Origin of the sequence: Arthrobacter sp. AQ5-05 (genome assembly GCF_003287975.1) — a bacterium.
Lineage (GTDB): Bacteria > Actinomycetota > Actinomycetes > Actinomycetales > Micrococcaceae > Paeniglutamicibacter.
This window is the reverse complement of the sequence record NZ_QMKQ01000034.1, coordinates 1-26206: the sequence shown is the minus strand read 5'-3', so window position 1 is coordinate 26206 and position 26206 is coordinate 1. Positions and strand designations below refer to the sequence as shown.

Annotated in this window: 24 protein-coding genes; 8 read left to right on the top strand and 16 right to left on the bottom strand. The window is 68.3% G+C overall.

Annotated features, from left to right (window positions below):
* Positions 1-172: 172 nt before the first annotated feature.
* The 4 genes from DQ353_RS18770 to DQ353_RS18755 form a co-directional block, all read right to left on the bottom strand.
* The gene (locus DQ353_RS18770; protein ID WP_286166917.1) at positions 173-289 is read right to left on the bottom strand and encodes an LPXTG cell wall anchor domain-containing protein; all 117 of its coding nucleotides are present in this window, start codon (positions 287-289) and stop codon (positions 173-175) included.
* A 202-nt stretch (positions 290-491) separates the two neighbouring features.
* Positions 492-1505, bottom strand: coding sequence for a TAXI family TRAP transporter solute-binding subunit (locus tag DQ353_RS18765; protein ID WP_113764712.1), 1014 nt, complete (start codon positions 1503-1505; stop codon positions 492-494).
* Complete coding sequence (locus DQ353_RS18760) at positions 1502-2935, bottom strand: sensor histidine kinase (protein ID WP_113764711.1); 1434 nt, start codon at positions 2933-2935, stop codon at positions 1502-1504. Before DQ353_RS18760 ends, DQ353_RS18765 begins: the two co-directional genes overlap by 4 nt.
* Positions 2932-3600, bottom strand: a complete 669-nt coding sequence (locus tag DQ353_RS18755; protein WP_113764710.1) for a response regulator transcription factor — start codon at positions 3598-3600, stop codon at positions 2932-2934. The genes DQ353_RS18760 and DQ353_RS18755 overlap by 4 nt, the downstream gene beginning before the upstream one ends.
* Positions 3601-3880: 280 nt before the next feature.
* Here DQ353_RS18755 and DQ353_RS18750 point away from each other — a divergent pair, with 280 nt between their 5' ends.
* On the top strand, positions 3881-5341 hold the full coding sequence (locus tag DQ353_RS18750) for an MFS transporter (RefSeq protein ID WP_113764709.1): 1461 nt from the start codon (positions 3881-3883) through the stop codon (positions 5339-5341).
* Between the two features lie 208 nt (positions 5342-5549).
* On the opposite strand, the gene DQ353_RS18745 is transcribed toward DQ353_RS18750, so the two are convergent.
* From DQ353_RS18745 to DQ353_RS18730, 4 genes are all read right to left on the bottom strand, one after another.
* Positions 5550-5996, bottom strand: a complete 447-nt coding sequence (locus DQ353_RS18745) for a hypothetical protein (RefSeq protein WP_286166911.1) — start codon at positions 5994-5996, stop codon at positions 5550-5552.
* A gap of 20 nt (positions 5997-6016) precedes the next feature.
* Entirely contained in the window at positions 6017-6340 is a 324-nt protein-coding gene (locus tag DQ353_RS18740; RefSeq protein ID WP_113764708.1) for a hypothetical protein, read from the bottom strand.
* A 78-nt stretch (positions 6341-6418) separates the two neighbouring features.
* Positions 6419-7258, bottom strand: coding sequence for an aldo/keto reductase (locus DQ353_RS18735; protein ID WP_113764707.1), 840 nt, complete (start codon positions 7256-7258; stop codon positions 6419-6421).
* 44 nt (positions 7259-7302) lie between these two features.
* Positions 7303-8496, bottom strand: coding sequence for an MFS transporter (locus DQ353_RS18730; RefSeq protein ID WP_113764706.1), 1194 nt, complete (start codon positions 8494-8496; stop codon positions 7303-7305).
* 160 nt (positions 8497-8656) lie between these two features.
* Here DQ353_RS18730 and DQ353_RS18725 point away from each other — a divergent pair, with 160 nt between their 5' ends.
* The 3 genes from DQ353_RS18725 to DQ353_RS18715 all read left to right on the top strand — a co-directional run bounded on the left by DQ353_RS18725 (position 8657) and on the right by DQ353_RS18715 (position 11889).
* Positions 8657-9103 carry a MarR family winged helix-turn-helix transcriptional regulator gene (locus tag DQ353_RS18725; RefSeq protein WP_113764705.1) on the top strand — a complete coding sequence of 149 codons (447 nt, stop codon included), beginning with the start codon at positions 8657-8659 and terminating at the stop codon, positions 9101-9103.
* Between the two features lie 258 nt (positions 9104-9361).
* Positions 9362-10597 (top strand): acyl-CoA dehydrogenase family protein, encoded by a 1236-nt coding sequence (locus DQ353_RS18720; RefSeq protein ID WP_113764704.1) that lies wholly within the window; start codon positions 9362-9364, stop codon positions 10595-10597.
* Between the two features lie 41 nt (positions 10598-10638).
* Positions 10639-11889, top strand: a complete 1251-nt coding sequence (locus DQ353_RS18715; protein ID WP_113764703.1) for an acyl-CoA dehydrogenase family protein — start codon at positions 10639-10641, stop codon at positions 11887-11889.
* An 86-nt stretch (positions 11890-11975) separates the two neighbouring features.
* Here DQ353_RS18715 and DQ353_RS18710 read toward each other — a convergent pair whose 3' ends face one another.
* Positions 11976-13226, bottom strand: a complete 1251-nt coding sequence (locus tag DQ353_RS18710) for a hypothetical protein (protein WP_113764702.1) — start codon at positions 13224-13226, stop codon at positions 11976-11978.
* A 319-nt stretch (positions 13227-13545) separates the two neighbouring features.
* Positions 13546-14997: an APC family permease gene (locus DQ353_RS18705; protein WP_113764701.1), complete on the bottom strand. Its 1452-nt coding sequence runs from the start codon at positions 14995-14997 to the stop codon at positions 13546-13548.
* Positions 14998-15450: 453 nt separating this feature from the next.
* Between DQ353_RS18705 and DQ353_RS18700 the strand changes: the two genes are divergently transcribed.
* From DQ353_RS18700 to DQ353_RS18690, 3 genes are read left to right on the top strand one after another with little or no spacing between them, the layout of a single operon-like run.
* Entirely contained in the window at positions 15451-15774 is a 324-nt protein-coding gene (locus tag DQ353_RS18700; RefSeq protein WP_113764700.1) for an ATP-binding protein, read from the top strand.
* Positions 15771-16454, top strand: a complete 684-nt coding sequence (locus DQ353_RS18695) for a response regulator transcription factor (RefSeq protein WP_113764699.1) — start codon at positions 15771-15773, stop codon at positions 16452-16454. Before DQ353_RS18700 ends, DQ353_RS18695 begins: the two co-directional genes overlap by 4 nt.
* 10 nt (positions 16455-16464) lie before the next feature.
* Entirely contained in the window at positions 16465-17139 is a 675-nt protein-coding gene (locus DQ353_RS18690; RefSeq protein ID WP_113764698.1) for a metal-dependent transcriptional regulator, read from the top strand.
* On the opposite strand, the gene DQ353_RS18685 is transcribed toward DQ353_RS18690, so the two are convergent.
* From DQ353_RS18685 to DQ353_RS18675, 3 genes are read right to left on the bottom strand one after another with little or no spacing between them, the layout of a single operon-like run.
* The gene (locus DQ353_RS18685; RefSeq protein WP_113764697.1) at positions 17136-18044 is read right to left on the bottom strand and encodes a metal ABC transporter permease; all 909 of its coding nucleotides are present in this window, start codon (positions 18042-18044) and stop codon (positions 17136-17138) included. The two genes, DQ353_RS18690 and DQ353_RS18685, sit on opposite strands and share 4 nt — an antisense overlap.
* A complete protein-coding gene (locus DQ353_RS18680; protein WP_113764696.1) occupies positions 18041-18784 on the bottom strand; it encodes a metal ABC transporter ATP-binding protein in 744 nt (247 codons plus the stop codon). The genes DQ353_RS18685 and DQ353_RS18680 overlap by 4 nt, the downstream gene beginning before the upstream one ends.
* Complete coding sequence (locus DQ353_RS18675; protein ID WP_113764695.1) at positions 18781-19743, bottom strand: metal ABC transporter substrate-binding protein; 963 nt, start codon at positions 19741-19743, stop codon at positions 18781-18783. Before DQ353_RS18675 ends, DQ353_RS18680 begins: the two co-directional genes overlap by 4 nt.
* 267 nt (positions 19744-20010) lie before the next feature.
* On the opposite strand from DQ353_RS18675, the gene DQ353_RS18670 reads away from it, so the two are divergent.
* Positions 20011-20793, top strand: a complete 783-nt coding sequence (locus tag DQ353_RS18670; protein WP_113764694.1) for a VOC family protein — start codon at positions 20011-20013, stop codon at positions 20791-20793.
* A gap of 149 nt (positions 20794-20942) precedes the next feature.
* Here the strand turns inward: DQ353_RS18670 and DQ353_RS18665 are convergent, their stop codons facing one another.
* From DQ353_RS18665 to DQ353_RS18655, 3 genes are read right to left on the bottom strand one after another with little or no spacing between them, the layout of a single operon-like run.
* Positions 20943-22451 (bottom strand): FAD-dependent oxidoreductase, encoded by a 1509-nt coding sequence (locus DQ353_RS18665; RefSeq protein WP_286166910.1) that lies wholly within the window; start codon positions 22449-22451, stop codon positions 20943-20945.
* Positions 22448-24616: a molybdopterin oxidoreductase family protein gene (locus DQ353_RS18660; protein ID WP_113764693.1), complete on the bottom strand. Its 2169-nt coding sequence runs from the start codon at positions 24614-24616 to the stop codon at positions 22448-22450. The genes DQ353_RS18665 and DQ353_RS18660 overlap by 4 nt, the downstream gene beginning before the upstream one ends.
* Positions 24617-25945 (bottom strand): MFS transporter, encoded by a 1329-nt coding sequence (locus DQ353_RS18655; RefSeq protein WP_113764692.1) that lies wholly within the window; start codon positions 25943-25945, stop codon positions 24617-24619. It lies immediately after the preceding gene.
* Positions 25946-26206: the final 261 nt, after the last annotated feature.

Sequence of the window (26206 nt, the reverse complement as noted above, 5' to 3'; positions counted from 1 at the left end):
CTGGCCGAGGCCAAGCTGTTGCGCGGTGCCATTGGCCGGTCGCTCCTTCCCCTGGCGTCATCCACACGGCAACGCTCATCGATTGATCAGGAGGCCCACCCGTCACAAGCAATCGTCCCGCGGCTCCCACCGGTGGTGGGGACGCGGGACCATTGGCGCTGGTGGAGTGCGCCTACTCGGCGCTGTCCGCCGTTGCGCGGTGGCGACGCCAGAGCAGGAACCCGCCGGCCGCAGCCAGCAGTGCGCCGGCACCGGCGATCACTCCCACGGTGGCACCGGTGTTGGCCAGCGCGCCGTTCGGCTGGGAGTTCTCCGCCCGGGGTTCAATGCCGCCGTCGTTGGCCTGCGGTTCGACGGGAGCCGGGCTTTCGCCCCTTCCGTCTTCCTCGCCGCCTGGCCAGGGTCATCGCTCGGTGCACGTTTGTCCCGACGGGGCAGGCCTGCACCGAGCGATATAGCTTTCCCGACGAGAAGGTCGGTGGCCGTCGGTGTTACCCGTGCAGCGCCCGGTACGCTTCCGCGGCGGCCGGGTGCAGCGGGATGTCCGCGGTGTTGATCAGCGAATCGGCGCTGAGGAACTGCACCCCGACGCTGGAGCGCGGGATCAGCTCGTCGGCGTGCCCCACCAGCAGGTTGACAGTGGCCTTGGCGGTGGCGGCATCCAGGTCTGTGCGGCACAGCAGCAGGTTGGCGACCCCGACGGTCCACACCGCCTCCATGCCCGCGTAGCTTCCGGCCGGGACCAGTACCTTGTCGTAGAAGGCCCCGTACCTTTGGCGCAGCCCCGGCAGCAGCGCGGAGAGATCCAGCAACGCGAAGCCTGTTTCGGCGTGCGCCTTCGCGATGGCCGCGGTGGGCACCCCGCCGGACCAGAACAGGGCATCGACGGTGCCCGCGGACAGTGCAGCGATCCCGTCGTTGAGTCCCAGGCTGCGCACCGTGGTGGCCGCGGAGGACTTGGTGCTTGAGGCCGGGGCCGAGACGAGCCCGGCGACCTCGAAGAGCCGCGGGGTGATCAGCGAGGTGCCCGAGCCAGGCCGGCCCACGGCCACGGTGCGCCCCGCCAGGTCGGCCAGAGTGGAGATGCCGCTGTCCGTGCGCACCACCGCGTGGACGTAGTTCTCATACACCTTGCCCAGCGCCGCGATGCGCCCGGGGTTCCGGCTCTGCGGCCCGCCCTCCAGCGACGCGGCATCTGCAAGGGCCACCGCGAGCGTGGCCTCGCCGCGCAGCAGCGTGCGCACGTTGTCGAGGCTGCCACCGGTGGACAGCACCGTGGCGGACTCGGAGACCCGGTGCCGTTGCAGGGAATCGGCCAGCAGCGTGGCGAATTCCAGGTAGAAGCCACCGGGTTCCCCGCCGGCCACCACAATGGGGCCCGCGTGCGGACCGGTGGTGCAGGAAGCCAGTGCCGGGGGCAGGACGCCTGCGACCCCGGTGGCCAACGCGGCGCGCAGCAGCGTGCGCCGCGACAGCGGGGCGTAGAAGCGCGGATGGGTGCTCATCGGCTGTCCTGCTGTCCTTGGCCGGGGAGAACGGCATCGAACACGATTCGGGCGCGCAACCCGTGCGGCTTGTTGCTGCCCAAGACCAGGTGGCCGCCGTTGGCTGTCGCAAGCTTGTCCACAATGGTCATGCCCATCCCGGTGCCGCGGATCGAGGCGTGCTCCGGGGCGCGCCAGAAGCGGGTGGTGGCCGCGGCGAGCTGCGCCGGCGCCAGCCCCGGCCCGTTGTCGGCGATCTCCACGATGATCCGCGAGCCCACCTGGAGCACCTCGGCGGTGATCTCGGCGCCGGGGGCGTACTTGATGGCGTTGTTCAGCAGTTCGCCGAGCATCTGGGCCAGCTCGATGCGGTTGCAGTCGATCTCGATGCCCGGGTCCTGTTCCGGGGCCAGGGTGATGGTGTTGCCGGCCTTCGACGCGGCGGGGCGGGCGCGGTCGACCTCCTCGGCCAGGACCACGAGGGCGTTGACCCCGGAGGGGACCAGGGCCTCCAACTCGCCGGGCGCCGTGCCGGCCGAATCCTCGATCACGCGGTGCTCGGCCACCGCGAGCCGCAGCACCGAGTCCAGGATCTCCTCGACGCGCTCGAGCTCGGCCAGCACCCCGGCCCCGGCTTCCCGCTCGTCCTTGTTCTTGAGCTTGAGCAACAACAAATCCACGCGCAGGCGCAGCGCCCCGACGGGGTTGCGCAGGTGGTGGGAGGTGTCGGCGATGAGCTGGCGCTGGGACTCGATGACCTCACCGAGCGTTGCGGCCATGGCGGTGAAGGAACGGGAGAGCTCGCGCAGCTCCGGCGGCCCGGCCTCCGGGAGCCGGGAAGTCCGCCCGGTGTCCTTGAGCTCGCGCACCGCCGCTCCCAGGCGCTGCACCGGACGCAGCACCCAGCCGGTGACCCGTCCGGCAAGCAGCAACAGCAACGTCGCCAGCGCGATGGCGGCAACGCCGGTGGCCAGCCAGCGGGTGCGCAGCTTGGCCCGCGCCGCGTCGAGGTTCACCTCCATCACCGCCTCGCCCAGCACCTGGCTGGCGGACCCGAAGGACCGGGAGATCACCTCGGTGCCGGAGCCAAGCGGAGTGACGGGGTCCAGTGCGGTGTCGGAGAGGTTCAGCGAGGCCCGGGCCAGCGCGTCGCGCACATCGGGCCGTTCGGGGTCCAGTCCGCCGGAGACCAGCGTGCCGGATTGCAGGCGCACCACCAGTCCTTCGTCGTAGAGCCCGGAGTAGGTGTCCATGTCCCGCTGCAGCACCGTGGTGTCGGAATCGGTCGCCGCATCGAAGGCGACCTGGGCGATCCGGTTCAGCGAGGCGGCACGGTTGATCTGCAACGCGGAGGTCAGTTCGCGGCCCGCGGATGAGAGGATCACGTTGGAGACGATCAGCACCAGAAGCAGCGCCAGCACGCTGAGCACGCCCAGGACACGAAGCTTCACTGCGGGTCGGCTTCGATCCGGTACCCGACGCCGCGGACGTTGACGATGAAGCCGGGCAGCGCCAGCTTGGAGCGCAGCCCGGTCAGGTGCACATCCAGCGAGCGCGAGGAGGCCAGGAACGCGTCTCCCCACAGCGTGTCCAGGATCTGTTCGCGGGTCACCACCGACCCGGCGTTCTTCGCCAGCAGGGCCAGCAGATCGAACTCGGTAGGCGTCAGCGCGAGTTCCGCGCCCTTGACCTGAACCACGCGCCGGTCCGTATCCAGTGCCAGTTCCCCGAGACGGATCAGGGAGTCCTTTCGTCCGGAAGCGGGCATCGCACGCCGGGTAACGGCCTCGATGCGGGCGAGCAGTTCCACGAGCTTGACCGGCTTGATCAGGTAGTCGTCGGCGCCCGAGCGCAGCCCGAGGACCACGGAGCGTTCGTCGTCGCGGGCGGTGAGGATCAGGATGGGGACGTCGGTGACCTGGCGCAGCTTGCGCAGCACCTCGAGCCCGTCCATGTCCGGCAGCCCCAGATCCAGCAGGATCACGTCGAAGTCGCGGTGCCGCAGCAGCGCGTCGGTTCCGCGGGCCACCCGCGCGGCACCGTGCCCGGTGGAAGACACCGCCGCGGTGAGCGCCGCGGCCATGGAGTCGTCATCCTCAACGATGAGTACGTCCATGGACCGGTTCCCTTGGCTTTGTGGATTGTGGCGTAAAAAAGTTGTGCTGAGGGCCCGTCATGTGCGTGGCGCGCCCGTCTTGGAGATTACCATTTCTTCGCGGTTCCCGCCGTGCCGTCATCGGATTCCCGGCCGCTGGCGACCATCCCGGGACCCGCCGGAGAGTCCTAAGGAAGCGTTAGGAATTGGCTTTCGCGTTGGCTGTCGCCCGTGGCGCGACTACCTTGGTTGAGGCCCTCGATGCATTGTGGGGGCCGCCAACGCAAGAGGAGGAACACCCATGGGCCAAGCCGCCCTGGACAACACGAAGAAGGCGCCGCGCCGCGGCGCTCGCGTCAAGGACCCGATTGAGGCGGCCGCGACCCGCAAGGCCGTGAGCAACATCCTCAAGGGCTCGGCCGGAAACCTCGTGGAGTGGTTCGACCTCTACGTCTACACGGTGTTCGCCGCGTACTTCCAGTCGCACTTCTTCAACTCGACCAACGAGCTGCAGGCCGGCCTGGAGGCCATGGCCGTCTTCGCCACCTCGTTCCTGATGCGCCCGGTGGGCGCCTGGTTCTTCGGCCGCTACGCCGACCGCCACGGCCGCAAGGCCGCGCTGACCTTGTCGGTGACCATGATGAGCGCCGGCTCGTTCGCCATCGCGATCCTGCCGACCCAGGAAGCCATCGGCATGTGGGCCATGGTCCTGCTGGTCTTCGTGCGCCTGTTGCAGGGCTTCTCGGTGGGCGGGGAGTACGGCACCAGCGCCACCTACATGTCCGAGGCCGCGACCTCCAAGCGCCGCGGGTTCTTCTCCTCCTTCCAGTACGTGACCCTGATCGGCGGCCAGATGCTGGCCCTGCTGGTGCTGGTCATCCTGCAGAACACCATGAGCCACGAGACGCTCACCGCGTGGGGCTGGCGCATCCCGTTTGCCATCGGCGGCGTGGCCGCCCTGGTGGTCCTGTGGCTGCGACGCACCATGGAGGAAACGGTTTCCGCGGAGCAGGTTGCCGCGGCCAACAAGCCACTCGCCGCGGGCGAGGCACGCCCGGGCACGATGAAGCTGCTGTTCACCCAGTACTGGAAGCCGCTGCTGGTCTGCATCGGCATCACCCTGGGCGGCACCGTCGCCTTCTACACGTACACCAACTTCATCCTGAAGTTCATGAATGACACCTCCGGCATCCCCAAGACGCAGACCTCGCTGATCAACTTCTGGGCGCTGTTCATCTTCATGCTGCTGCAGCCCGTTTACGGCATGATCTCGGACAAGATCGGCCGCAAGCCGCTGCTGCTCTGGTTCGGCATCACCGGGGTGCTCTTCACCTGGCCGCTGCTGTCGATGCTGGCCGGAACCCAGAACCCGGTCTATGCCTTCCTGCTGATGATGGGCGGGCTGGTCATTGTCGGTGGCTACACCTCGATCAATGCCCTGGTGAAGGCCGAGCTGTTCCCGGCCTCCATCCGTGCCCTCGGCGTGGGCCTGGGCTACGCGATCGCCAACTCGCTCTTCGGCGGAACCGTCCCGCTGATCGGCGCCGCGCTGCAGAAGGCCGACCGCGTGGATCTGTTCTTCACCTACGTCACCGTGGCCATCGGAATCTCGCTGCTGGTCTACATCTTCGCGCTGAAGAACAAGAAGACCACGCACCTGGACAACGAACAGGGCCACGCCTGGACCGGGAAGAACCCGGACACGCAGGCGCCGGGCACCAGGGACACGGACGACGACAAGAAGGAACTCGTCGACGCATAGCTCCACCGCCGTCCCGGGACGATCCTGGAAGCAAAGCCACCCGCATTCGCGCGTCCCAACGTGAATGCGGGTGGCTTTCGCGTGTGCGCCGGGAATGCCGAAGCCGCGGCGGGTCAGGCGGGAGCAGCTGGCGGCAGCGGAGGCAAATCCGGATGCGCGGCGTGGAAGTCGAAGTGCAGCGTGGGATAGGAGTACACCTCGAGCAAGGTCATGCCGCGGGTGAAGAACGGGGCCCGGCGGATCGGAAACGGCATGGAAACGGCCAGGGAGGCAGGGGTTTAGCGTTCGAGCCGCCGCCCCAGGGCCGCGAGTGTCCCATGCATCTTCCGGCCCATGCGGCGCCGGTTGTAAAAAGTGCCGCGGCCCTGGACCCCCAGTAGTCAACGAGGTCGAAGGGGACGGTGGCGGAATCCAGGGCAGCGGCAAACGCCCTGCCCCAGGGACGGGGCAGGCGGCCGACGACGCGGACCAGCGGCAGCAGGGCACGTACGACCATGTAGCCGAAGACCATGTGGAAAAGCAGCTCTTCGTTGGTCCACCGGGTGCCGGTGCCGGGGCGTTCCAACTCGGCCGGGGCCGCAAGTTCCAGCCTGGCCCGCAACTGCTGCTCGGCGCGCCGGTATCCGGCGAGGATGGCTGCCCGGTCCTGATCCATGGCGGTGCCCCGCGGCCGGGCTAGGCCGTGGGCCCGGGTGCCCGCAGCGATGCCCGGATGGCACCCCGCAGGTTCTCGAGTGTCGGCTGGCCCGCGAACCGGTCAGGGGTTCGGTAGACACGGCACGACACGGCCGGTTCAGAGGCGGACCCAAAGAGGTCGGTGCCGTCGACGCTGAAGCTCGGCGAACCGTGGAATCCGTGCAGGTGGGCCTCGTGCTCGGTGCGGATTTCGCGCACCGTGGCCGGAGCCCGGATGCCCTCGAGCTCGAGCGCGGTGTCAAAGAGTTCCTTGGCAGATCCGGAATTCGGGCATCCGGGGATCACCAACAAGAGTGGTTCCATGTTTCCAGCATCGCCTCTTTCGGGTTCGAGGGCAGTGCGGACCCCGGCCGCTTCATGAGGTGGTGGTGGGGCGCGGACTTAGCCGTTGAACGTTCCCGGGAACGGGCCGGTGCGGCCGTCGCGATCCAGCGCGTCGAGCGCCGCGAGCTGGACGGTGTCCAGCTCGAAGCCGAACAGGTCCAGGTTCGAGGCCATGCGCGAGGCCGTGACCGACTTCGGGATCACCACGTTGCCCTGCTGCAGATGCCAGCGCAGGATGACCTGGGCCGCGCCCACCCCGTGGGCGTGCGCGGCGGCCAGCACCGCCGGGTCATCGAGCACGGCGCCCTGGGCCAGCGGGCTCCAGGCCTCGGTCGCGATGCCGTGGGCGCGGTTCACCGCGGCGGTCTCGCGGTTCTGCAGGAACGGGTGCAGCTCCACCTGGTTGACAGCCGGCACCGTGCCGCCGAGCCCGATGACGCGCTCAAGCTGTTGAGGCAGGAAGTTGGAGACTCCGATGGACCGCGTCAGCCCCTCGGCGCGCAGTTCCTCCAGCACCTGCCAGGATTCGAGGTACTTCTCGGTGTCGGTGCCCGGCCAATGGATCAGGTACAGGTCCACGTGGTCCAGGCCCAGCTTGTCCAGGCTTGCTGCCAGCCCGTCACGGGTCGAATTCCTGCCCAGGTCGGCCAGCCAGAGCTTGGTGGTGACAAAGAGTTCTTCGCGCGGCAGTCCCGATGCGGCCAGCGCCCTGCCCACCCCCGACTCGTTGCCGTAGATGGCGGCGGTGTCGATGCTGCGGTACCCGGCTTCCAGCGCCGTGGACACCGCTGTGGTGGTCTGTTCGTCGGGAACCTGGAAGACTCCGTAGCCCAGCTGCGGCATGCGGCTTCCGTCATTGAGGGTGATGCCCGGGATGGTGTTTGTTGCGGAGTTCATGGTGGTGGTCCTTGGGTTGTGCGATGAAAGAAGAATGGAGGGGGTCAGCCGACGCTTGCGAAATCGCGTTCGGAAACCCTGGTCTTGGCATGTTCGCCGCCGGGCATGCGGGTGGCGATGAGCATGACCGCCAATCCGGCAACGGTGATCCCCGCGCCGGCCCACAGCGGGGAGGTGTAGCCAAGGCCCGCGGCGATGGTCAGGCCGCCGACCCAGGCGCCGAGCGCGTTGCCCACGTTGAACGCGGCGATGTTTGCGCCCGAGACAAGGGTGGGTGCGTGGGCCGCGTGGTTCATGATGCGCATCTGCAAACCCGGGACCGTGGCGAAACCGATGCCGCCCATGAGCAGCAGGGCCACGATGGTGGCCATCTGGTTGCCGGCAGTCAAGGCGAAGGCGACCAGGACGATGACCAGGGCAGCGAGCACCGTGATCAGCGTCGCGGCCAGGTTGCGGTCCGCGGCGCGGCCCCCGAGGATGTTGCCCACGAACAGGCCGACGCCGAAGAGCACCAGCAGCCAGGGAACGGAGGAGGCGGCAAATCCGCTGACACCGGTGAGCGTGAAGGCGATGTAGGTGAAGGCGCCGAACATGCCGCCATAGCCCAGGATGGTCACGAACATCGACAGCCAGACCTGGGGGCTGCGGAAGATGCCGAACTCGGCGAGGACTCCGGTGTGTGGGGCGCGTGCCAGGTTGCCCGGGACCAGGACCATGATGCCGATGAAGGCAATGATGCCGATGGCGGTGATGGCCCAGAAGGTTGAGCGCCAGCCGGTGGCTTGGCCCAGCAGCGTGCCGAAGGGGACGCCGAGCACGTTGGCGATGGTCAGTCCGGCAAACATGAAGGCGATGGCCCCGGCGCGCTTGTTGGGCGCCACCAGGTCGGCGGCGAGGACCGAGCCGATGCCGAAGAAGGCGCCGTGGCACAGTGCTGCAATGATCCGTCCGACCATCACCAGCTCGTAGCTCGGTCCGGTGGCACTGAGCAGGTTTCCGACGATGAACAGCAGCATCAGGAGCAGCAGGGATTTCTTGCGGTCCAGCCGGCTGAGCAGCGCGGTGAGGATGATGGCGCCGATGGCCACGGCGAGGGCGTAGCCGGAGATGAGGTAGCCGGCGACGGTTTCGGTGACCCCGAAATCCGCGGCAACCTCGGGAAGCAGGCCCATGATGACGAATTCGGTCAGACCGATTCCAAAACCGCCCAGGGCAAGGGCGTAGAGAGCTATGGGCATGGTGAACCTTCGGTGCGTGGTGGGTGGAAGAGTGGTGCTGAGGATGTCGTTGCACAAGTTGTTGCGTCTGCAACTACTTGCGGACACAATGATTGCACACGCGTTTTATCGGCGCAAGGTGCTACCCTTGAAGGGTTGGAAAACAAGAGGAGTATCACCCATGGGGATCAAGGACGACGCCGTGCAGGTCCGTGCGCAGGGCTGGCGCACGCTCGCCGCGCTGCACAACCTCATCGAAGGTGAGCTGGAGCGTGCCCTGCAGGCCAAGCACGGCCTGTCGGTCGTTGAGTTCACGGGGCTCGATGCCCTGAGCCGGCAGGACGGGTGGCACATGCGCATGGCCCAGCTCGCCCGCGCCGCAGCGCTGTCTTCCAGTGCCACCACCCGCTTGGTGACCCGGCTCGAGGACCGCGCACTGCTGACCCGCATCCTGTGCATGGATGACCGGCGTGGGATCTACACCGAACTCACCGAAGCCGGGGAGCAACTGCTCGCCCAGGCCCACCCGACCCACGACGCGGTGCTCCGGGAAGCACTGGAAAATGCCGCCCGGGTTCCCGAGCTCCAGGACCTGGTCACCGCGGTCGCGCCCGGCCCCAACGCCTAGCCGGCTTCCCGACCCATCCCGAATCCCGCCGCGTCACCGGCGAGCCCCGCGCAAAGTCCGTGACGTTCCGTGTCCCCGCATGTCCGCTCGATGACGCCCGGTGACTTCCCGTGGCACCCGCGGCGGCATTCCGGCGGCGGCGGTGACGCTGCATGACAACGTGCTTCGGCCGGTGACGAGCCGGGTGTGCACCCCCCCTTCCCGGTTCCTAGAGTCAAGTCATTGATTCGACGCGAACCTTCGAAGGAGCCCACCCGCATGAGCACCACCGCCATTGACACCGACGCTCTTCCCCGCACCCCTTGGAACGGGAACGCCGGCGAGAACGAACTTGAACACTGGGCATCCGTCGCCCGCACGGTTGCCCAGGCCCTCGCCGTTGACGCTTTGTCCCGGGACGCCGCGAACCAGGACCCGTTCAGCGAGGTTGCCCTGCTGCGGGATTCGGGGCTGCTGAACCTGCTGGTCCCGGCCGAATTCGGCGGGGCAGGCGGACACTGGGAATCGGCTTTCGCCGCGGTGCGCATCATTGCCGCGGCCGACGGTTCGATCGCCCAGCTGCTGGCCTACCACTACGCCAACCAGTCCAGCATCGCGTTCTACGCCGATCCCGCGGCCCAGGGAGGCTGGTTCGCCCGCAGCGCCGCCGAAGGCTGGCTCTGGGGAGACTCGGTGAACCCCGTGGACCCGGACCTTTCCCTGACCGCGGTGGACGGGGGCTATCGGCTCAACGGGCTCAAGCGCTTCTCCACCGGTTCTTCCGTGGGGGACGTGATCGTCGTCAATGCAGCGGTGACCGGCGGGGAAAAGGACGGCAAGGTCATCGCCTTCGTGCTCGAACGCACCCGCGAGGGCCTGGAACTGCTCGGGGACTGGGACCACCTGGGCCAGCGGCTTTCGGCCTCGGGCTCGGTGAAGTACCACGACGTGTTGGTGGTGCCCGAGGACGTGCTGGGCGAAATCACGCCCGATCCCATCGTCACGCTGCTGACTCCGGGGCTGCAGCTGGCCTTCGGGAACTTCTACCTCGGCATCGCCGAGGGTGCATTGGCGGCCGGGCGCAGGATCTTGCTGGAGCGCAAGAACTCCTGGTTCCTTTCCGCGGCCGGCAGCTACGCCCAGGACCCGATCTTCCAGCGCACCATCGGGGAGCTGAAGTCACGCACCGCCGCCGTGGGAGCCCTGGCCGAGAAGCTCAACCGCCGCTTCGACACCGAGGTGGGCCGCGCCGGCGCCCTCGATGCGGCACAGAGAGGGGATATTGCCGTGGCCATTGCCGAGCTCAAGGTCGTCGCCACCGAGGTGGCCCTGGAGGTGGCCAACCGCATTTACGAGGTCACCGGAGCCAGCTCGACCAGGAACGACGTGGGACTGGATTTGTTCTGGCGCAATGTGCGCACGCACTCGCTGCATGACCCGGTGGACTACAAGAAGATCGAGGTCGGGGAATACTTCCTGCACGGAACCAACGCCCCGCTCTCGCTGTACACCTAAACCGCGCACCTGCAACCGAACCACGATAAGGAGCACCCGATATGGGAACCACGACCCTGAACCCTCCACGACTGCAGCGGCTGCGCGAACGCTTCGCACCGCTCTTTGCCGACATCGCCGCCGGCGCCTCGGAACGGGACGCCACCCGCACCCTGGCCCGTGAACAGATCAAGGACCTGGCCGCTTTGGGTTTCGGTGCGTTGCGCGTACCCGAGTCCCACGGCGGGTCAGGTGCCACGCTGCCCGAGCTCTTCGCGCTGCTGACCGAACTGGCCGCCGCCGACCCCAACATTGCCCAGGCACTGCGCGGGCATTTCGCCTTCGTCGAGGACCGGCTTGTCGCACCCGTTGGCCCGGGGCGCGATGAATGGCTGGAGCGCTTCGTCTCCGGCGAGCTGGTCGGCAACTCCTGGACCGAGATCGGCACCGTCGCCCTGGGCGAGGTCAACACCAAGGTGGTGCCTGACGGGAAGGGCGGCTTCGCGGTGAACGGCCGGAAGTACTACTCCACCGGCAGCATCTTCGCCGACTGGATCGACACCTACGCCGAACGCACGGACACCGGGCAGCGGGTCATCGCCGTGGTCAAGGCCGACCAGGATGGTGTGGAACTGGGCGATGACTGGGACGGCTTCGGGCAGCGCACCACCGGCACGGGCACCGCGACGTTCACCGGCGCGGCGGTGGCGGCCGAGCACGTGATCGACTTCGACACCCGCTTCAAGTACCAGACCGCGTTCTACCAGGGCGTGCTGCTGGCGGTGCTGGCCGGCAGCGCGGCTGCAGCCGAACGCGACTTCGCCGCCGAATTGGCCGCCCGCTCGCGGACCTTCAGCCACGGGGCCGCCGCGGCGGCCAACGAGGACCCGCAGCTGCTGCAGGTCATCGGCGAGGTCTCGGCCGTCGCGTTTGCCGCGGCGGCCACCGTCGACTCCGCGGCCCGCGCGCTGCAGGGCGCCTACGACGCGGCCCTGGCTTGGCGCGCCGGGGACATCGAGCTGGCAGCCGAGGAAGCCGCCAATGACGCGGCGGAGCTGGCCACCGCGCAGGCCCAGGTGGTGCTGACCCCGCTGGTGGTCAACGGGATCTCGCACGCCTTCGATGCGCTGGCGGCCTCGGCGACCAGCGTTTCCAAGAACCTGGATCGCCACTGGCGCAACGCCCGGACCGCCGGGAACCACAACCCCTGGGTGTTCAAGGCCCGGGTCATCGGGGCGCACTCGGTGCACGGACGGGCGCTGCCGCGTATCTGGGCCATCGGTGCCTCGGGTGGGTCAACGGGCAGCAAGTAGCCACGGGCCCGGGGGAACAACAAACGCAGACGGGCGGGAGGGGTGCGCAGACGCGCGCCCCTCCCGCCCGTCTTGGCGCGGTGGATCTAGTCTTTGGCGCCCAGGTAGGCCAGGTCTTCGTCCTCGGGGTCCTCGTAGAGGACCTCGAGGCCCGCGGGCTCGGCCACGGCGAACGCCACGAGCTTCTTGAGTACGGAAGGAACCCGCAGGTGGGTGTCGCGCTCGAGCAGGCCCTCGGCAAGCATCAGGTCCACCGCGAGCCCGGTCAACAGTCCCTCGTCCAACCCGGCGCGTTCAAACGTCGCAAAGGCCTCGGCAAGCTGCCCGGACTCGATCCCCTCCTCGGTTCCCGCATCGAGCAGGATCGTGGTGAGCATGTTGTCGAATAGGTCGGCATCCCCGTCCCCGGGGTCTTCGTCGTCGAACCCCGTGGTGGCGGCAGTGGAGATGAGCTGCATGTAGAGGCTCAAGGCCATGTCCCGGACCAGGTGCATCAGCATGTCTTCGCGGGCCTCGCCGGTGAGGGAGTCCAACGGCCGGTTCATGGTGGCGCGGGTGGACCCCAGCTCAATGATGCCGATGCGCACCAGTGCCTCCCAATACAGGTCAAGCAGCGGGACCTGCTGCGAACTTGTTGCCAGGTACGGTGCGCCGGGTTCGTTGGAAGCCTCCGCCGGGAGTTTGCCCACTCCCCGGGCGGCCACGCCGAGCGCGGCCGCGGCGCCCTCGATGTCCTTGCGGGTGAGCAGGCCGGTGGAGGTGACGTCGCGCTTGTCTCCGAACCAGGCGAAGAACGCCTGCAGGTGCCCGGCCAACGGCAGGGCGAGCAGGGCGTCGCGGGACTGCGCGCGCGAAAGCGCCGGGACCTCGAATTCGCGGTCGTCGAACTCGTCGTCGAGATCCTCTCCCAGGGCCTCGAGCAGTTCCGCCTGCACGTCCTCGAACAGCTCGTCGCTGCCGCTCCACAGATCCGAGTCGTCAAGGTAGAGCAGGTAGGCAGCCACGGTGTGCAGGGCGAAGCCGAAGTCCGCCTCCGGGTTTTGGCGGACGTACTTGCCCAGGGCCACCTGCGTGGCCAGGGGTTCCAGGTGCGTGGCCAGCGGAGCCTGCGCGGATTCGGCGTGGCTTTCCAGGAAGGTGCGCAGCACCGGCAACGGATCTCCCAGCTGCAGCAGCTCGGTGTTGGCGCGCACCCACTTCATGAACCCCGCCGTCACATCGTCACCGGTGCTGCGGGCACGGAACTCGTCGATGCTGACGATGTTCGCTGTCGCCGCGGCGCGGCCGGGGTGTCCCTGCCTGGTCTTGGCGGCGGGGGATTTCTTCTTCTTGGACACGACGGCTCGCAATCGGTTCGATACGGGTGGAGGTGGGACCTCCCAACACATTACAACAGGCCCGTGCCGTGGACGAGGTGGGTGCCGATGCCGCGGCACGCATCGTCGGCGACGCGGGAAATCCTCCGCCGGGAATACCCGCAGTGGTGCGGCACCCGGGGACGGGGACGGGCAAAGGGTGCGTGCCCGAGGTGGCATATGCACCGGACGCCGGCCCGCGGTTCCCGGTGCCTGGCAACGGTTCCCCGCCGAGGCGCACAAGCCGCGGGCGGGCACCGGATAACCGGTGCCCGCCCGCGATTTGTGCGATGTCCGGGTGTTACTTCTTGGCCTTGCGGGCGTTGACGATCTCCAGGACCTGCTCCTCGGCGTCGATGCCGGCCTTGATGCCGCCGGGAACCTTGAAGAAGAACACCGCTCCCATGCCCCACCAGACGAAGAAGATCAGCCACGGCTGCCACGACAGCGAGGCGGGCATGCCCGGCATGTACAGGGAGAACAGTGCCAGGGTCAGCACGGTGGCGGCGATGCCGATCGCGATGCCGCCCCTGCCCTTGCCGCCCACGCGCAGCGGACGATCCATCTGCGGTTCGCGCTTGCGCAGCACCAGGAACGTCACGGCCACCAGGAAGTAGGCGATGATGATGCTCGGTGCACCGCCGTCAACCAGCCAGCCGAGCATTTCGACGCCGAAGAACGGTGCAAGCATCGAAATGCCGCCGATGAACAACAGCGCGTTGTGCGGGGTGCGGAACTTCGGGTGCAGGGCGCCGAACCAAGCCGGCAGCATGCCGGAACGGGCCAGGGAGAAGACCAGGCGCGAGGCGCCAAGCAGCAAAGAGTTCCACGAGGTCAGGATGCCGGCGATGCCGCCGGCGATCAGGATCTTGGCCATGATGTCGGAGCCGAACAGTGCGCCCATGGCATCAGCGGTTGCGATGTCGGTCTTGACCAGCTCGCTGGCCGGCATGGCCGAGGCGGTGGTCAGCACGACCATGATGTACCAAATGGTGGCCAGGACAACCGCAACGACCACGAGCTTGCCGACCTGGCGTGCCGGGATGTTGACCTCCTCGGCCGACTGCGGGATGACGTCGAAGCCGATGAAGAGGAACGGCACCACCATCAGCACCGCGAAGTAGCCGCTGACCCCGTTGTTGAACATCGGGAACATGTTCTCGGAGCTGCCGCCGGTGACGGAACCGAAGAGGAGCAACGCTCCGATCAGCAGCAGGAAGAGCACGGTAAAGGTCTGCACGATGCCGGCCTGCTTCACGCCCAGGATATTGATCAACGTGATCAGTGCGCCGGCGACCACGCCGACCAGCGCCCAGGTAAGGTGGACCTCGTACCCGGCGATGGTCCACAGCGGGATCCGGCTCAGCCCGGGAACGATGTATTCGATGGTGCGCGGGAGCGCCACGGCCTCGAACGCCACGATGGTGACGTAGCCGCCGGTGATGGCCCAGGAACCAATGAACGACGGACGCGGGCCCAAGGCACGCAGGATGAAGTTGTGCTCGCCTCCCGCCTTCGGCATCGACGAGGTCAACTCGGCGTAGGTCAGTCCGACGATGGCCATGATGACGCCGCCGGTGAGCATGGCGAGGATCGCTCCCATGGTCCCGGCGCTGGAGAGCCAGCCGCCGGTGAGCACCACCCAGCCGAAGCCGATCATGGCGCCGAAGCCCAGGGCGAGGGCGTCGCGGTTGCCCAGCGTCTTGGCCAGCGTGTTCGCCGGCCCTGCCTGGGGCTTGAAATCTGTAGTCATAAGTGGTCACTCCTTCGTGCCTTCAACGGTGCAGTATGTCTGAATGACGTGATCCAGATCCATGTGCAGATCTCCGATCACGGCCCTGCCCGTTGTGTCGGCGCCCAATGCGATCGGCTCCGCCGCATGCATCGAGCCATTCGGCGCTCCGCAAGGGCCGCTCAGCGCACGCTAAAAGCAGTTTTGTGCCCGCGGTGAGGTGCCACACATTTGTGGAATGTGACGTGCCGCCCATGGGCCTGGAGATCCGGCACCGCCGGGAATGCCACGTGGGGGCGGCCTCCCGCGGTTGTTCGCGGGTGCTGTTGGCCATGGCAGCTGTCATGGCGATTTCATGCTCTTTGCGCCTTCTGCCGGCAAGGGCAAAGAGACAGGAACGCCGAGGCGCTGGACTCGATCCGCGCCACCCTGGACGGGCAGCGCCGCAGCACCCTGGCCCGGGAACTTGCCTCCGTGCGCACCGCGCTGGCCGATGCACGGATCAAGACGGTGCTCATCGGCAACGCGCAGGAGGTCGAACCGGCGCACTGCACGGTGCTTTCCTGGATCCTGCGCGAGGCAGCCACCAACGTGCTGCGCCATGCCCATGCCACCACCTGCTGGATCCGCATCGCCCCCGGGTTGCTCGGCGTCGAGGACGACGGGGACTCGCTGGCCGGAAGCCGCGAGGGACACGGGATGCGCGGGATGCGCGAGCGCGCCCGGCTGGCCGGCGCGCATCTTGAGATCGGGGACTCCGCATGCGGCGGCACCAGGGTCGCGGTGAGCTGGGAATGAGCGAACAACTTGCCGAAGCGCCCGCACCCATCAGGGTGCTGCTGGCCGACGACCAGGCACTGGTGCGCGGGACGCTGGCCGCGCTGCTGGACCTGGAACCCGACATCGAGGCCGTCGCCCAGGCCGGGGACGGAGCCGAGGTGGCGGCCCTCGCCCTCGAGCACCGGGTGGACGCGGCGCTGCTGGATATCCAGATGCCGGGCACCGACGGGCTCGAAGCGGCCCGGAAGCTGCGGGAGGCCGTGCCCGGGTGCAAGGTCTTGATGGTGACGACCTTTTACCGGCCGGGGTACCTGCGGGCCGCGTTCGAGGCCGGGGCCAGCGGGTTCCTGGTCAAGGACACCCCGACCTCCGAGCTGGCAACGGCGGTGCGCCGGGTGCACACCGGGGGCCGGGTGGTGGACCCCGCCCTGGCCGCGACCTCGCTGATGAACGGGGCCAACCCGTTGACCGGGCGCGAGCGCGAGGTGCTTGCCCGTGCGCAGTCCGGTGCCCCGGTGGCGCAGATCGCCGGTTCCCTGCACCTGGGTGCCGGCACGGTGCGCAACCACCTCTCCAGCGCCATCGGCAAGACCGGGGAGGCGAACCGCATCGCCGCGGCCCACCTGGCCCGCGAGCAGGGCTGGATCCAAGCGAGGTCACACCCGTGCGGCAGAACGCCGTGCGGGTGTCCTCTGTAGACTCGTACACATGTCGGTTTCGGAACTTTCCATCAGCACGCAGAACTACCTCAAGGTCATCTGGGGCCTGTCGGAATGGTCCGACGACCCGGTCACCGCAACGGACATCGCCCAGAAATCGGGTCTGCGGGTTTCCTCGGTTTCCGACGCGGTGCGCAAGCTGACCACCCAGGGACTGGTCAGCCACGCCCGCTACGGGGCGGTGGCATTGACCGAGCTGGGCCGAAAGTACGCACTGGACATGGTCCGCAGACACCGACTGCTGGAGACCTTCCTGGTCGAGCACCTGGGCTACGACTGGGACCAGGTCCACGACGAGGCCGAGAACCTGGAACACGCCATGAGCGACTTCATGGTCGAACGCCTCGATGCGTTCCTGGGCCACCCGTCCCGCGACCCGCACGGGGATCCGATCCCGAGCGTCGACGGGGTGCTCACGGTGCCCGACGCGGTGCTGCTGAGCACCGTGGAGCCCGGGGGCCGGGTCGTGGTGGAGCGCATCAACGACGAGGACCCGGAACTGCTGCAGTACCTCAGCGCGCAGGGCGTCGTGCCGGGGGTGGGCCTGGTCATCACCGCGGCCGCACCCTTCTCGGACGCGGTGCAGCTACTGGTCGCCGACGGCACCGCCACCATCACGCTGGGCCGCCAGGCCGCCGACGCACTGCACGTCTCGCGGAGCTAGCGCCCGATTCCTGCACCTTCCGGCGCCCGGGCGTCCATTTCGAGGGTGCGGCGGCGGCGCGCCGCGGCGAAGATCCTGCGCCCCAGCAGCCCCTGCGCGGGAGCAAAGAGGTACACGAGTGCGAACACCGCGCCCTGGACCAGCACGATCATGCCGCCCGAGGCGGTGTCCAGGTAGTAGCTTGCATACAGCCCGATGACCGAGCAGGCGACCGAAATGGCCGGGGCGATCAGCAGCATCCGCCCGAAGCGATCGGTGAGCAGATGCGCGGTGGCCCCGGGGATGATCAGCATCGCCACCACCAGGATCACGCCCACCGCCTGCAGCGCCACCACACTGGTCAGCGCGAGCAGGCCCAGCAGCGCGGCGCCCAGCAGCCGCGGATTCAACCCGATCGCGTGCGCATGGGTCGCATCGAAGGCGTAGAGCGTGAAGTCCCGGCGCCAGAGCAGCAGCGCCGCGAGGGCCAGCGCCCCGAGGATGAGGATCTGCAGAACCTCGGCCTTCGAGACACCCAGCAGGTTCCCGAAGATGATGTGGCCCAGGTCGGTCTCCGAGGGGGTCACGGAGATCAGCACCAGCCCCAGGGCGAAGAGCGTGGAAAAGACGATGCCGATGGCAGCGTCCTCCTTGATCCGGCTGGTGTCGCGCACCGCGCCGATCAGGCCCACGGCCAGGAATCCGAAGAGCAGCGCGCCGATGGCGAAGGGCACCGAGAACATGTAGGCCAGCACGACGCCCGGGAGCACCGCGTGGGAGACCGCGTCTCCCATCAGCGACCAGCCGATGAGCACCAGCCAGCAGGAGAGCACCGCGCAGACCGCCGCGGCGGTCACCGCGGTGGCCAGTGCGTTGGCCATGAAGCCGTAGCCCAGGGGTTCGATGATGATGTCCAGCAGGTTCATGAGTCGTCGTTCCGTCCCAGTACGTCCAGGCCGAAGGCCAGGGCAAGGTTTTGAGGGCGCAGCACGGTGTGCGGGTCCCCGTGCATCAGCACCTTCTGCATCAAGAGCACCGCCTCGTCGGCCAGCGCGGGCAGGGCGTGCAGGTCGTGGGTGGAGACCAGGATCGCGGCACCGGCCGCGGCCTGTTCGCGCAGCAGCCGGGTGATGGTGGCCTCGGACCTCTTGTCCACCCCGGCGAAGGGCTCATCGAGCAGCAGCACCGACGCTCCCTGGGCGATGCCGCGGGCCACGAAGGCGCGCTTCTTCTGCCCGCCGGAGAGCTGCCCGATCTGCCGGTGCGCGTACCCGGTCAGCTCCACGCGTTCCAGGGCCTCGGCGACGGCGAGCTTGTCGGCCCTGGCGGGCCGGCGGGTGAATCCCATGTGCCCGTAGCGGCCCATCATCACCACGTCGTGCACCGAGACCGGGAAGGACCAGTCGACGTCCTCGGACTGCGGCACGTACCCGATGGCCGCGGATTTCCGGGCCTGGGCGGGGGTGCCGCCGTTGATGCGCACGGTGCCGGCCTCGGGCTTGACCAGCCCCATGATGGCCTTGAACAGCGTCGACTTGCCGGACCCGTTCATGCCCACCAGCCCGCAGATGCGCGAGGGGTGCAGCTGCAGGCTGGCCCCGTCCAGGGCCAGGACCTCGCCGTAGCGCACGGTCAGGCCGGCCGCGTCCACTGCCGGGGTGCTCACTTGGTGCCCCCGGCCAGCGCCCCAAGGATCACGTCGGAGTCGTGCCGGATCATGTCCAGGTAGGTGGGGACCGGGCCGTCGGCCTCGGAGAGCGAGTCGACGAACAGCGTGCCGCCGTAGGCCGCACCGGTAGCCTGGACCACCTGCTGCATCGGGCCGTCGGAGACCGTGGATTCGCAGAAGACCGCCGGCACGTGGTTCTCCTTGACAAACTCGATGACCGAGACGATCTGCCGCGGGGTGGCCTGCTGTTCGGCGTTCACCGCCCAGATGTATTTTTCCTTCAGCCCGGCGTCGCGGGCCAGGTAGGAGAAGGCCCCCTCGCAGGTCACCAGCGCCCGCTCGTTTTCCTTTAGCCCGGAGAGCCCGTCGAGCAGGTTTTCCTGCAGGGCCGCCAGCTGCGCGGTGTAGGCGCCGGCGTTGGCGGTGTAGTGCTCGCGGTTTTCGGGATCCAGCTCGATGAAGGCGTCGCGGATGTTGGCCACGTAGTGCTGCACGTTCACCGGGCTCATCCAGGCGTGCGGGTTGGGCTTGCCGGCGTTGGCGTCCTCGGTGATGTCCATGACCTCGATCCCGTCGCTGAGCACCACGTGGGGCACGTCGAGCTCGGCGACGAACTTCCCGAACCAGGCCTCGAGGTTCAGCCCGTTGTCCAGGATCAGCTGAGCCTTGGAGGCCTTGGCGATGTCCTGCGGGGTGGGTTCGTAGCCGTGGATCTCGGCCCCGACCTTGGTGATGGACTGGACCTCGAGCTTGTCACCGGCGACGTTTTGGGCGATGTCGGCCAGCACGGTGAAGGTGGTCAGCACGACCGGGCGGTCGGAAGCGCCCTGGGCCGGTGCGGTGCCGGGGGAGCCGCAGCCGGCAAGTGTCGCGGTGAGTGCGATCGCGGCGAGGGTCGCCGCGAGGCGGCGGCGCCAGGGGGCTGTCGCGGCACGGAGGCGTTGAGGATTCGTCATTGAGGTCCTAAGCGGTGCGGGGTGTCGAGCTGGTGGAAAAGAACGGATATCCCATGTTACGTCATGGCGTAGATCAATGTACGTCATGACGTAACTTTGTGACTTGGTGCCCGCGCGAGGGCAACGGGAGCAGGAACCGGGGGCGCGGCCACGAATCCATGAGTTACCGGTGGGTATCCGGCGGAAACCATTGATGTGGCGGGTGCACCGGCATAGAATCGCCCGTGAATCCACTTTCACGTACCTTATTGATTGGTTGGAGCCAAGATGCCCAAGCCCGATCTGACCGTCGGATCCCCCTGCTGGATCGATCTGCTGACATCGAATCCGGAGAAGTCCAAGGAGTTCTACAACGCGCTCTTTGGTTGGACCTACGAGACCGGGGACCAGCAGAAATACGGCGGCTATGTCACCGCGTCCAAGGACGAGGCGATGGTCGCCGGGATCATGAAGAACGACGGGACCTCCGGCTCCCCGGATACCTGGACGACCTACCTGCGCGTTGACGACATCGACGCGGCGGCGAAGGCCGCGGCCGAGCATGGCGGACAGGTCTACCTGCCGCCCATGGAGGTTCCCGAACAGGGCAAGATGGCGATGTTCGGGGATGCCTCGGGGGCGGCCATCGGGATCTGGGAATTCGGCGGGCACACCGGGTACCAGCTGGCTGCCGAAAACGGGGCGCCGGCCTGGCACGAGCTCTTCACCCGGGACTTCGCCCCGGCCGTGAAGTTCTACCAGGATGTCTTCGGCTGGGAAACCGCGGTGGTGGGCGACACCGACGAATTTCGGTACACCACCCTCGGGGAAAGCGACAACGCGAAGGCCGGCATCATGGACGCCAGTTCGTTCCTGCCCGAGGGAGCCCCGGCCAGCTGGCACGTGTACTTCGCGGTCGACAATGCCGATGCCGTGATCGAAAAGACCCTGGCCCTGGGCGGGGCGCTCATCCAGCCCGCGGAGGATACGCCCTTTGGGCGCAACGCCGCGCTGACGGATCCCACCGGTGCGGAGTTCTGGATCACCCAGGACATCGGTCAGGGAAGCTAGCTTAGGGAACCGCCGCAACGGTTTCCCGCTTGGGGGATTCATTGACGTCGGCGCCCGTTGCTTGGGGCGCGAGGCGCCGGCGCCAATGGACGGAGCCGGTTACCCGTTGGGCAGCAGCGATGGCACGGGAGAGAAATGGGGCAAGGACGCTAGGCCGGGACGGAAACCCGCAACATCGCCTCGATCTTCCCGCGGCACCCGCCGCATCCGGTGCCCGCCCGGCAGGCAGTCCCCACCTCGGCAACCGTGTCGCAGCCTTCCTCGACTGCCCGGGCCACCTGGCCATGGGTGGCACCGGTGCAGCGGCACAATTGGTCATCGGCACGTGCCGCGGCCAGCGACCCGGGAATGCCCGGGTCATCGAGCCGCAACAGCGTGGATCGGTCCTGGGGCAGTGTGCTGCCCCGCTCGAAGGCCAGCACCAATTCGGCTCCGGCGCGCGGCAACCCGATCGCCAGGAACCCTGTCAGGACCTCATCCTCGGTGACCAGCTTCAGGTATTGGCCCGCCTGCGGATCGGCAAACACGCTCACCCGGGCCCGGCCCCCGTCCCACGGGCCGGCCATTACGTTCCCGGCAACCACCAGCTCCATGCCCTGGCCCTTGAGCATCAACACGTTCGAGGCCCCCTGGGCCGGTGCCTCGGTGCCGGGATCCAGCGGGCGGCTCGGCGCGTCGGGTGCAGGTGCCCGGTGCTTCAGCAGGAAATCGGCCAGCCAGCCGGCCTGCGCCCAGCCCGGCGCCAGCAGGCCGGCCGGTGCCGCACCGGCAACCTCGGCGCAGTCTCCCAGGGCGAAGACCCGGTTCTCGGTGTCGGCCACCAGGTGCTCGTTGGTTTGGATGCCGCTTCCCACCTTCAGCCCGCAGCCGGCGGCCAGTTCGGTGCGTGCGCGAACCCCGCAGGAGAGCAACAGCGCGTCGCCGGCGATCTCCCCATGGTCCTCGGTCGCCAGCGCGGTGAACCCGGCTGAATCCCGCCGCACGGCGGTGGCCCTGACCCCGGACACGACCTCGACGCCGGAGGCGCGCAGGCAGCGGGCCAACAGCATCCCGCCATCGGGGTCCACGGCGCGGCCCAGCGGCACGGGGCCGTGGTGCACCAGCACCGGCCGGTGCCCGGCCTCGGCCATGGCCAGGGCAGCCTCGATGCCCAGGATGCCGCCGCCAAGCACCAAGACCCTGCCCCCGGAAACGAGCACCCGGCTCAGTGCCGCTGCGTCCTCGAGGGTGCGCAGCGCCATGACGCCGGCGGGCAGGTTGGCCTCGGCGTGCGGGGCGAAGTCCAGCCCGTTCAGCGTCGGGACCACCGGGCGGGCGCCGGTGGCGAACACCAGCCTGTCGTAGGCCAAGGTCCTGCCCGAGTCCAGGAAGACCAGCCGCCGCGAGCGGTCCACACGCGTGGCCGATTCCCCCAGGTGCAGCCCGACGCCCGCCGCGGCCAGGCGCAGCGGGTCGATCATCCCCAGGTGCCCGGCGGGAGTCGCGCCGGCTGCCACCTCGGCCAGCAGCACCCGGTTGTAGGCCGCGTGCTCCTCGGCGGAAACGACATCCAACGCGAACAGTCCCGCGGCAAGCCCCGGAAGCAGGCCCTCGATCAGCGCGGCGGCGACAGGGCCGAAGCCGATCACCACAATACGTTCGCGGAACATCTGGCTCATGATGCTTCTCCCAGGGGGTGCAGGGACACCGAAGCGTTCTTGAATCCGGGCATGGCGCTGATCGGGTCCACGCGGGCGGCGGTGAGCAGATTGGCGTTCTGGTTCCCGGCAAAGTGGAAGGGCAGGAACACGGTGTCAAGGCGCGCCGAGGTGCTCAAGGCCGCCCGGGCAACGACTTCCCCGCGCCTGTTGCGCACCGCGACGCGTTGGCCCTCGGCGATGCCGCGGGAGCGTGCGGTGGCGGGGTGGATTTCCAGGCGCGCCTCGGGGGCCGCAGCCGCAAGCTCGGCGACCCGGCGGGTTTGCGTCCCGGTTTGGTAGTGCTCCAGCAGTCGCCCGGTGACCAACGCCAGCTGTCCCTCGGAGTGCAGTTCCTCGCCGGAGGCGCCAGCGTACACCGGGACGAGCCGCGCGCGGGCATCGGGGTGCGCGAAGCCGTCCAGGAAGAGCCTCGGGGTGCCCGAGCGCTGTCCCGGAATGCGCGACACGGCGTGGTCGGTGGAGCAGGGCCAGTACACCGCGGCCCCCGCGTCGAGGTCGTCCCAGTCGACACCCGAGTAGTCTGCAAGTCCTCCGGCGGAGGCCAGGCGCAGCTCCTCGAACACCTCGCGGGCGTCGGCCGAAAACGTGCCGGGGGATTCCAGCCGCTTGGCGAGCTCGGCCATGATCCACAATTCGCCGCGCGCCCCCTCCGGCGCGCGCAGGGCCGCCCGCCGGCGCAGCACCCGCCCCTCCAGGTTGGTCATCGTGCCTTCCTCCTCGGCCCACTGCAGCACCGGAAGGACCAGATCCGCCTCGGCCGCGGTCTCGGAAAGGAAGAAGTCGCAGACCACCAGGAAGTCCAGGCGGCGGATCCCGGCCAGGACCTGGGCGGCATCGGGGGAGGAGAGCACGGGGTTGGAGCCGTGCACCAGCAGCATGCGGGCCCCGGACGCGGTGCCCAGGGTGTGCAGCAGTTCGGTGGCCGGGATGCCGGGGCCGGGAATCGTCGCGGGGTCCACGCCCCACACCCCGGCCACATGCTTGCGGTGGGCGGGATCGGTGATCTTGCGGTAGCCGGGCAGCTGGTCGGCTTTTTGCCCGTGCTCGCGCCCTCCCTGGCCGTTGCCCTGCCCGGTGATGGTGCCGAAACCCCCGCCGGGGGTTCCGGGCAACCCGAGCAGCAGGGCGATGTTGATGGCTGCGGTGGTGGTGTCGGTGCCGTTGGTGTGCTGTTCGACCCCGCGCCCGGTCAGGATGAACACGCCCCCGCCACCGGTCTTCGCGGCGGAAGCTGCAGCGCCCAGGGCTCGGGCGGTGCGCCGGATCTCGGCCGCAGGCACACCGGTGGTTGCCGCGACGCGTTCGGGCCACCACGCGCCCACCGAGGCGCGCAGTCCCGCCAGTCCGTAGGTGCGCTTCGCCAGGTAGTGATCGTCAACCATGTTCTCGGCCAGCAGCACGTGGGCCAGTCCCAGCAGCAGCTGGAGGTCGGTGCCGGGGGTGGGCTGCAGGTGCCAGCCGGACCCGTCGGCGCACAGTTCCGCGGTAGGGGAGCGGCGCGGGTCGACCACGATGAGCCCGCCGCAGGCCCGGGCGTGCTCCAGGTGGCGGACAAACGGCGGCATGGTCTCGGCGACGTTGGAACCCAGCATCAGGATCATCGAGGCGGAATCCAGATCCGCCAACGGGAAGGGCAGGCCGCGGTCCAGGCCGAAGGCCCGGTTTCCCGCCGCGGCCGCCGAGGACATGCAGAAGCGTCCGTTGTAGTCGATGCGCGAGGTGCCCAGGGCCAGGCGGGCGAACTTCCCGAGCTGGTAGGCCTTCTCGTTGGTCAGTCCTCCGGCGCCGAAGACCGCAACCGCGTCGGCTCCGTGTTCCCTGCGAATCGATGCCGCGCGCTGCGCCAGCAACTCAAGGGCCTCGTCCCAGCCGACCGGTGCGAAGCCGCCGTCGGCGGTGCGGCGCAGCGGGGAACCGAGGCGTTCGGGGTGGTTGAGCAGGTTGGCCGCGCTGTATCCCTTGCGGCACAGTGCGCCGCCGTTGGTCTCGAAGTCGCGGCCGGCCAGCAGCACCGGCTCGCGCGCTTCGGCACCCGGGCCGGGGTCCAGGCTGATGCCGCATTGCAGGGCGCAGTAGGGGCAGTGCGTGGGCGTGGTTCTGGTGTCAACGGCGGAGGATGTCATTTAGATGCTCCGCCCGGCAAAGCCGGTTCCGCGGCGGATGTAGCAGAACCAGACCAGGAACATCAGTGCCGCATACAGGGCCACGAAGAGGACAAAGGCCGCGGTGTAGGAGCCGGATTCGGACAGGGAGAGCCCCAGCGCCTGCGGGATCAGGAATCCGCCGTAGGCGCCGATGGCGGAGATCAGCCCGAGCGCCGCGGCGCCCTTGCGCGCCGCCGAGACGTTGCCGGTGCCGTTCCCGGCGCGCAGCGCGAAGACGATGGGGATCATCCGGTAGGTCGAGCCGTTGCCGATGCCGCTGGCGGCAAAGAGCACCAGGAACAGGGCCAGGAAGACCCAGAAATTTGCCGCCGGAAGGATCATGACCACGGCCAGGGTCACCAGGGCCATGACTCCCAGGGCGCCCAGGGTGATGCGCGCCCCGCCGTGCCTGTCGGCGAGCTTGCCGCCGGCGGGCCGGGCGAGGGAACCGACCAGCGGGCCGAGGAACGCCAGCGAGAGTGCCGCGGTGCCCAGCGAGAAGGAGGAAAAGTCGGGGAAAGTGTCGCGGATGAGCTTGGGGAAGACCGCGGAGAATCCGATGAAGGAACCGAAGGTGCCGATGTACAGGGCCGCGATGATCCACAGGTGCGGTTTCTTCGGGCAGGCCAGGGCACCGCGGACATCCGATCGGGCGTTGGACAGGTTGTGCATGTTGCGCTTGGCGCCCCAGGCTGCCAGCAGGATCAACGGGATCCAGACCAGTCCGGCCAGCGGCAGCTGCAGGGAACCCGCGGCGAAGACCGTGATGGCGATGGGCACCAGCAGCTGGGCCACGGCCGCACCCAGATTGCCCCCGGCGGCGTTCAGGCCCAGCGCCCAGCCCTTCTGCGAGGCGGGGAAGAAGTAGGTGATGTTGGCCATCGAGGAGGCGAAGTTGCCGCCGCCGAAGCCCGCAAGGCCCGCCAAGGTCAGCAGCACCCAGAAGGGGGTTGCGGGGTTTGAGACCGCCACGGCCAGACCGCCTGCGGGAATCAGCAGCAACAGCGCCGAGACGATGGTCCAGTTGCGTCCGCCGAAGCGTGCCACCATGAAGGTGTAGGGGATCCGCAGCGTGGCACCGACCAGGCTGGGCATCGAGATCAGCCAGAAAAGCTGGCTGTTGTCCAACTCGAATCCCGCTGCCGGCAGGTAGACGGCGACGACGGCAAAGAGCTGCCACACCACGAAGCCCAGGAATTCGGCGAAGATCGACCAGTAGAGATTGGTGCGGGCAGTTCTCCTGCCGATGCCCTCCCAGAATGCCGGGCTTTCCGCATCCCAATTGTGTACCCAGCGGCCCGGGCCCATCTCGAGACTGGCGTGCGCGCTCGGCGTGCCGGTGCGATGTTGTTCTTGTTCTAGTTGTGCGCTCAAGGCTTATCGTCCCCTCTTACCTGGTGGCTGATGCATTAAGCATCCCGGGGAGAGGTTTCACTTGGCCGTGTTATGTCGCAAGACATCGGTGACAGTTCTGCCTCAACACATCGGTGACACTTCAGCGTGTTTTGGTGGTGACACTTCCCGGCAATTAACACGATTTTGACCGGTCAGGCACCAGGCATCAAGAAT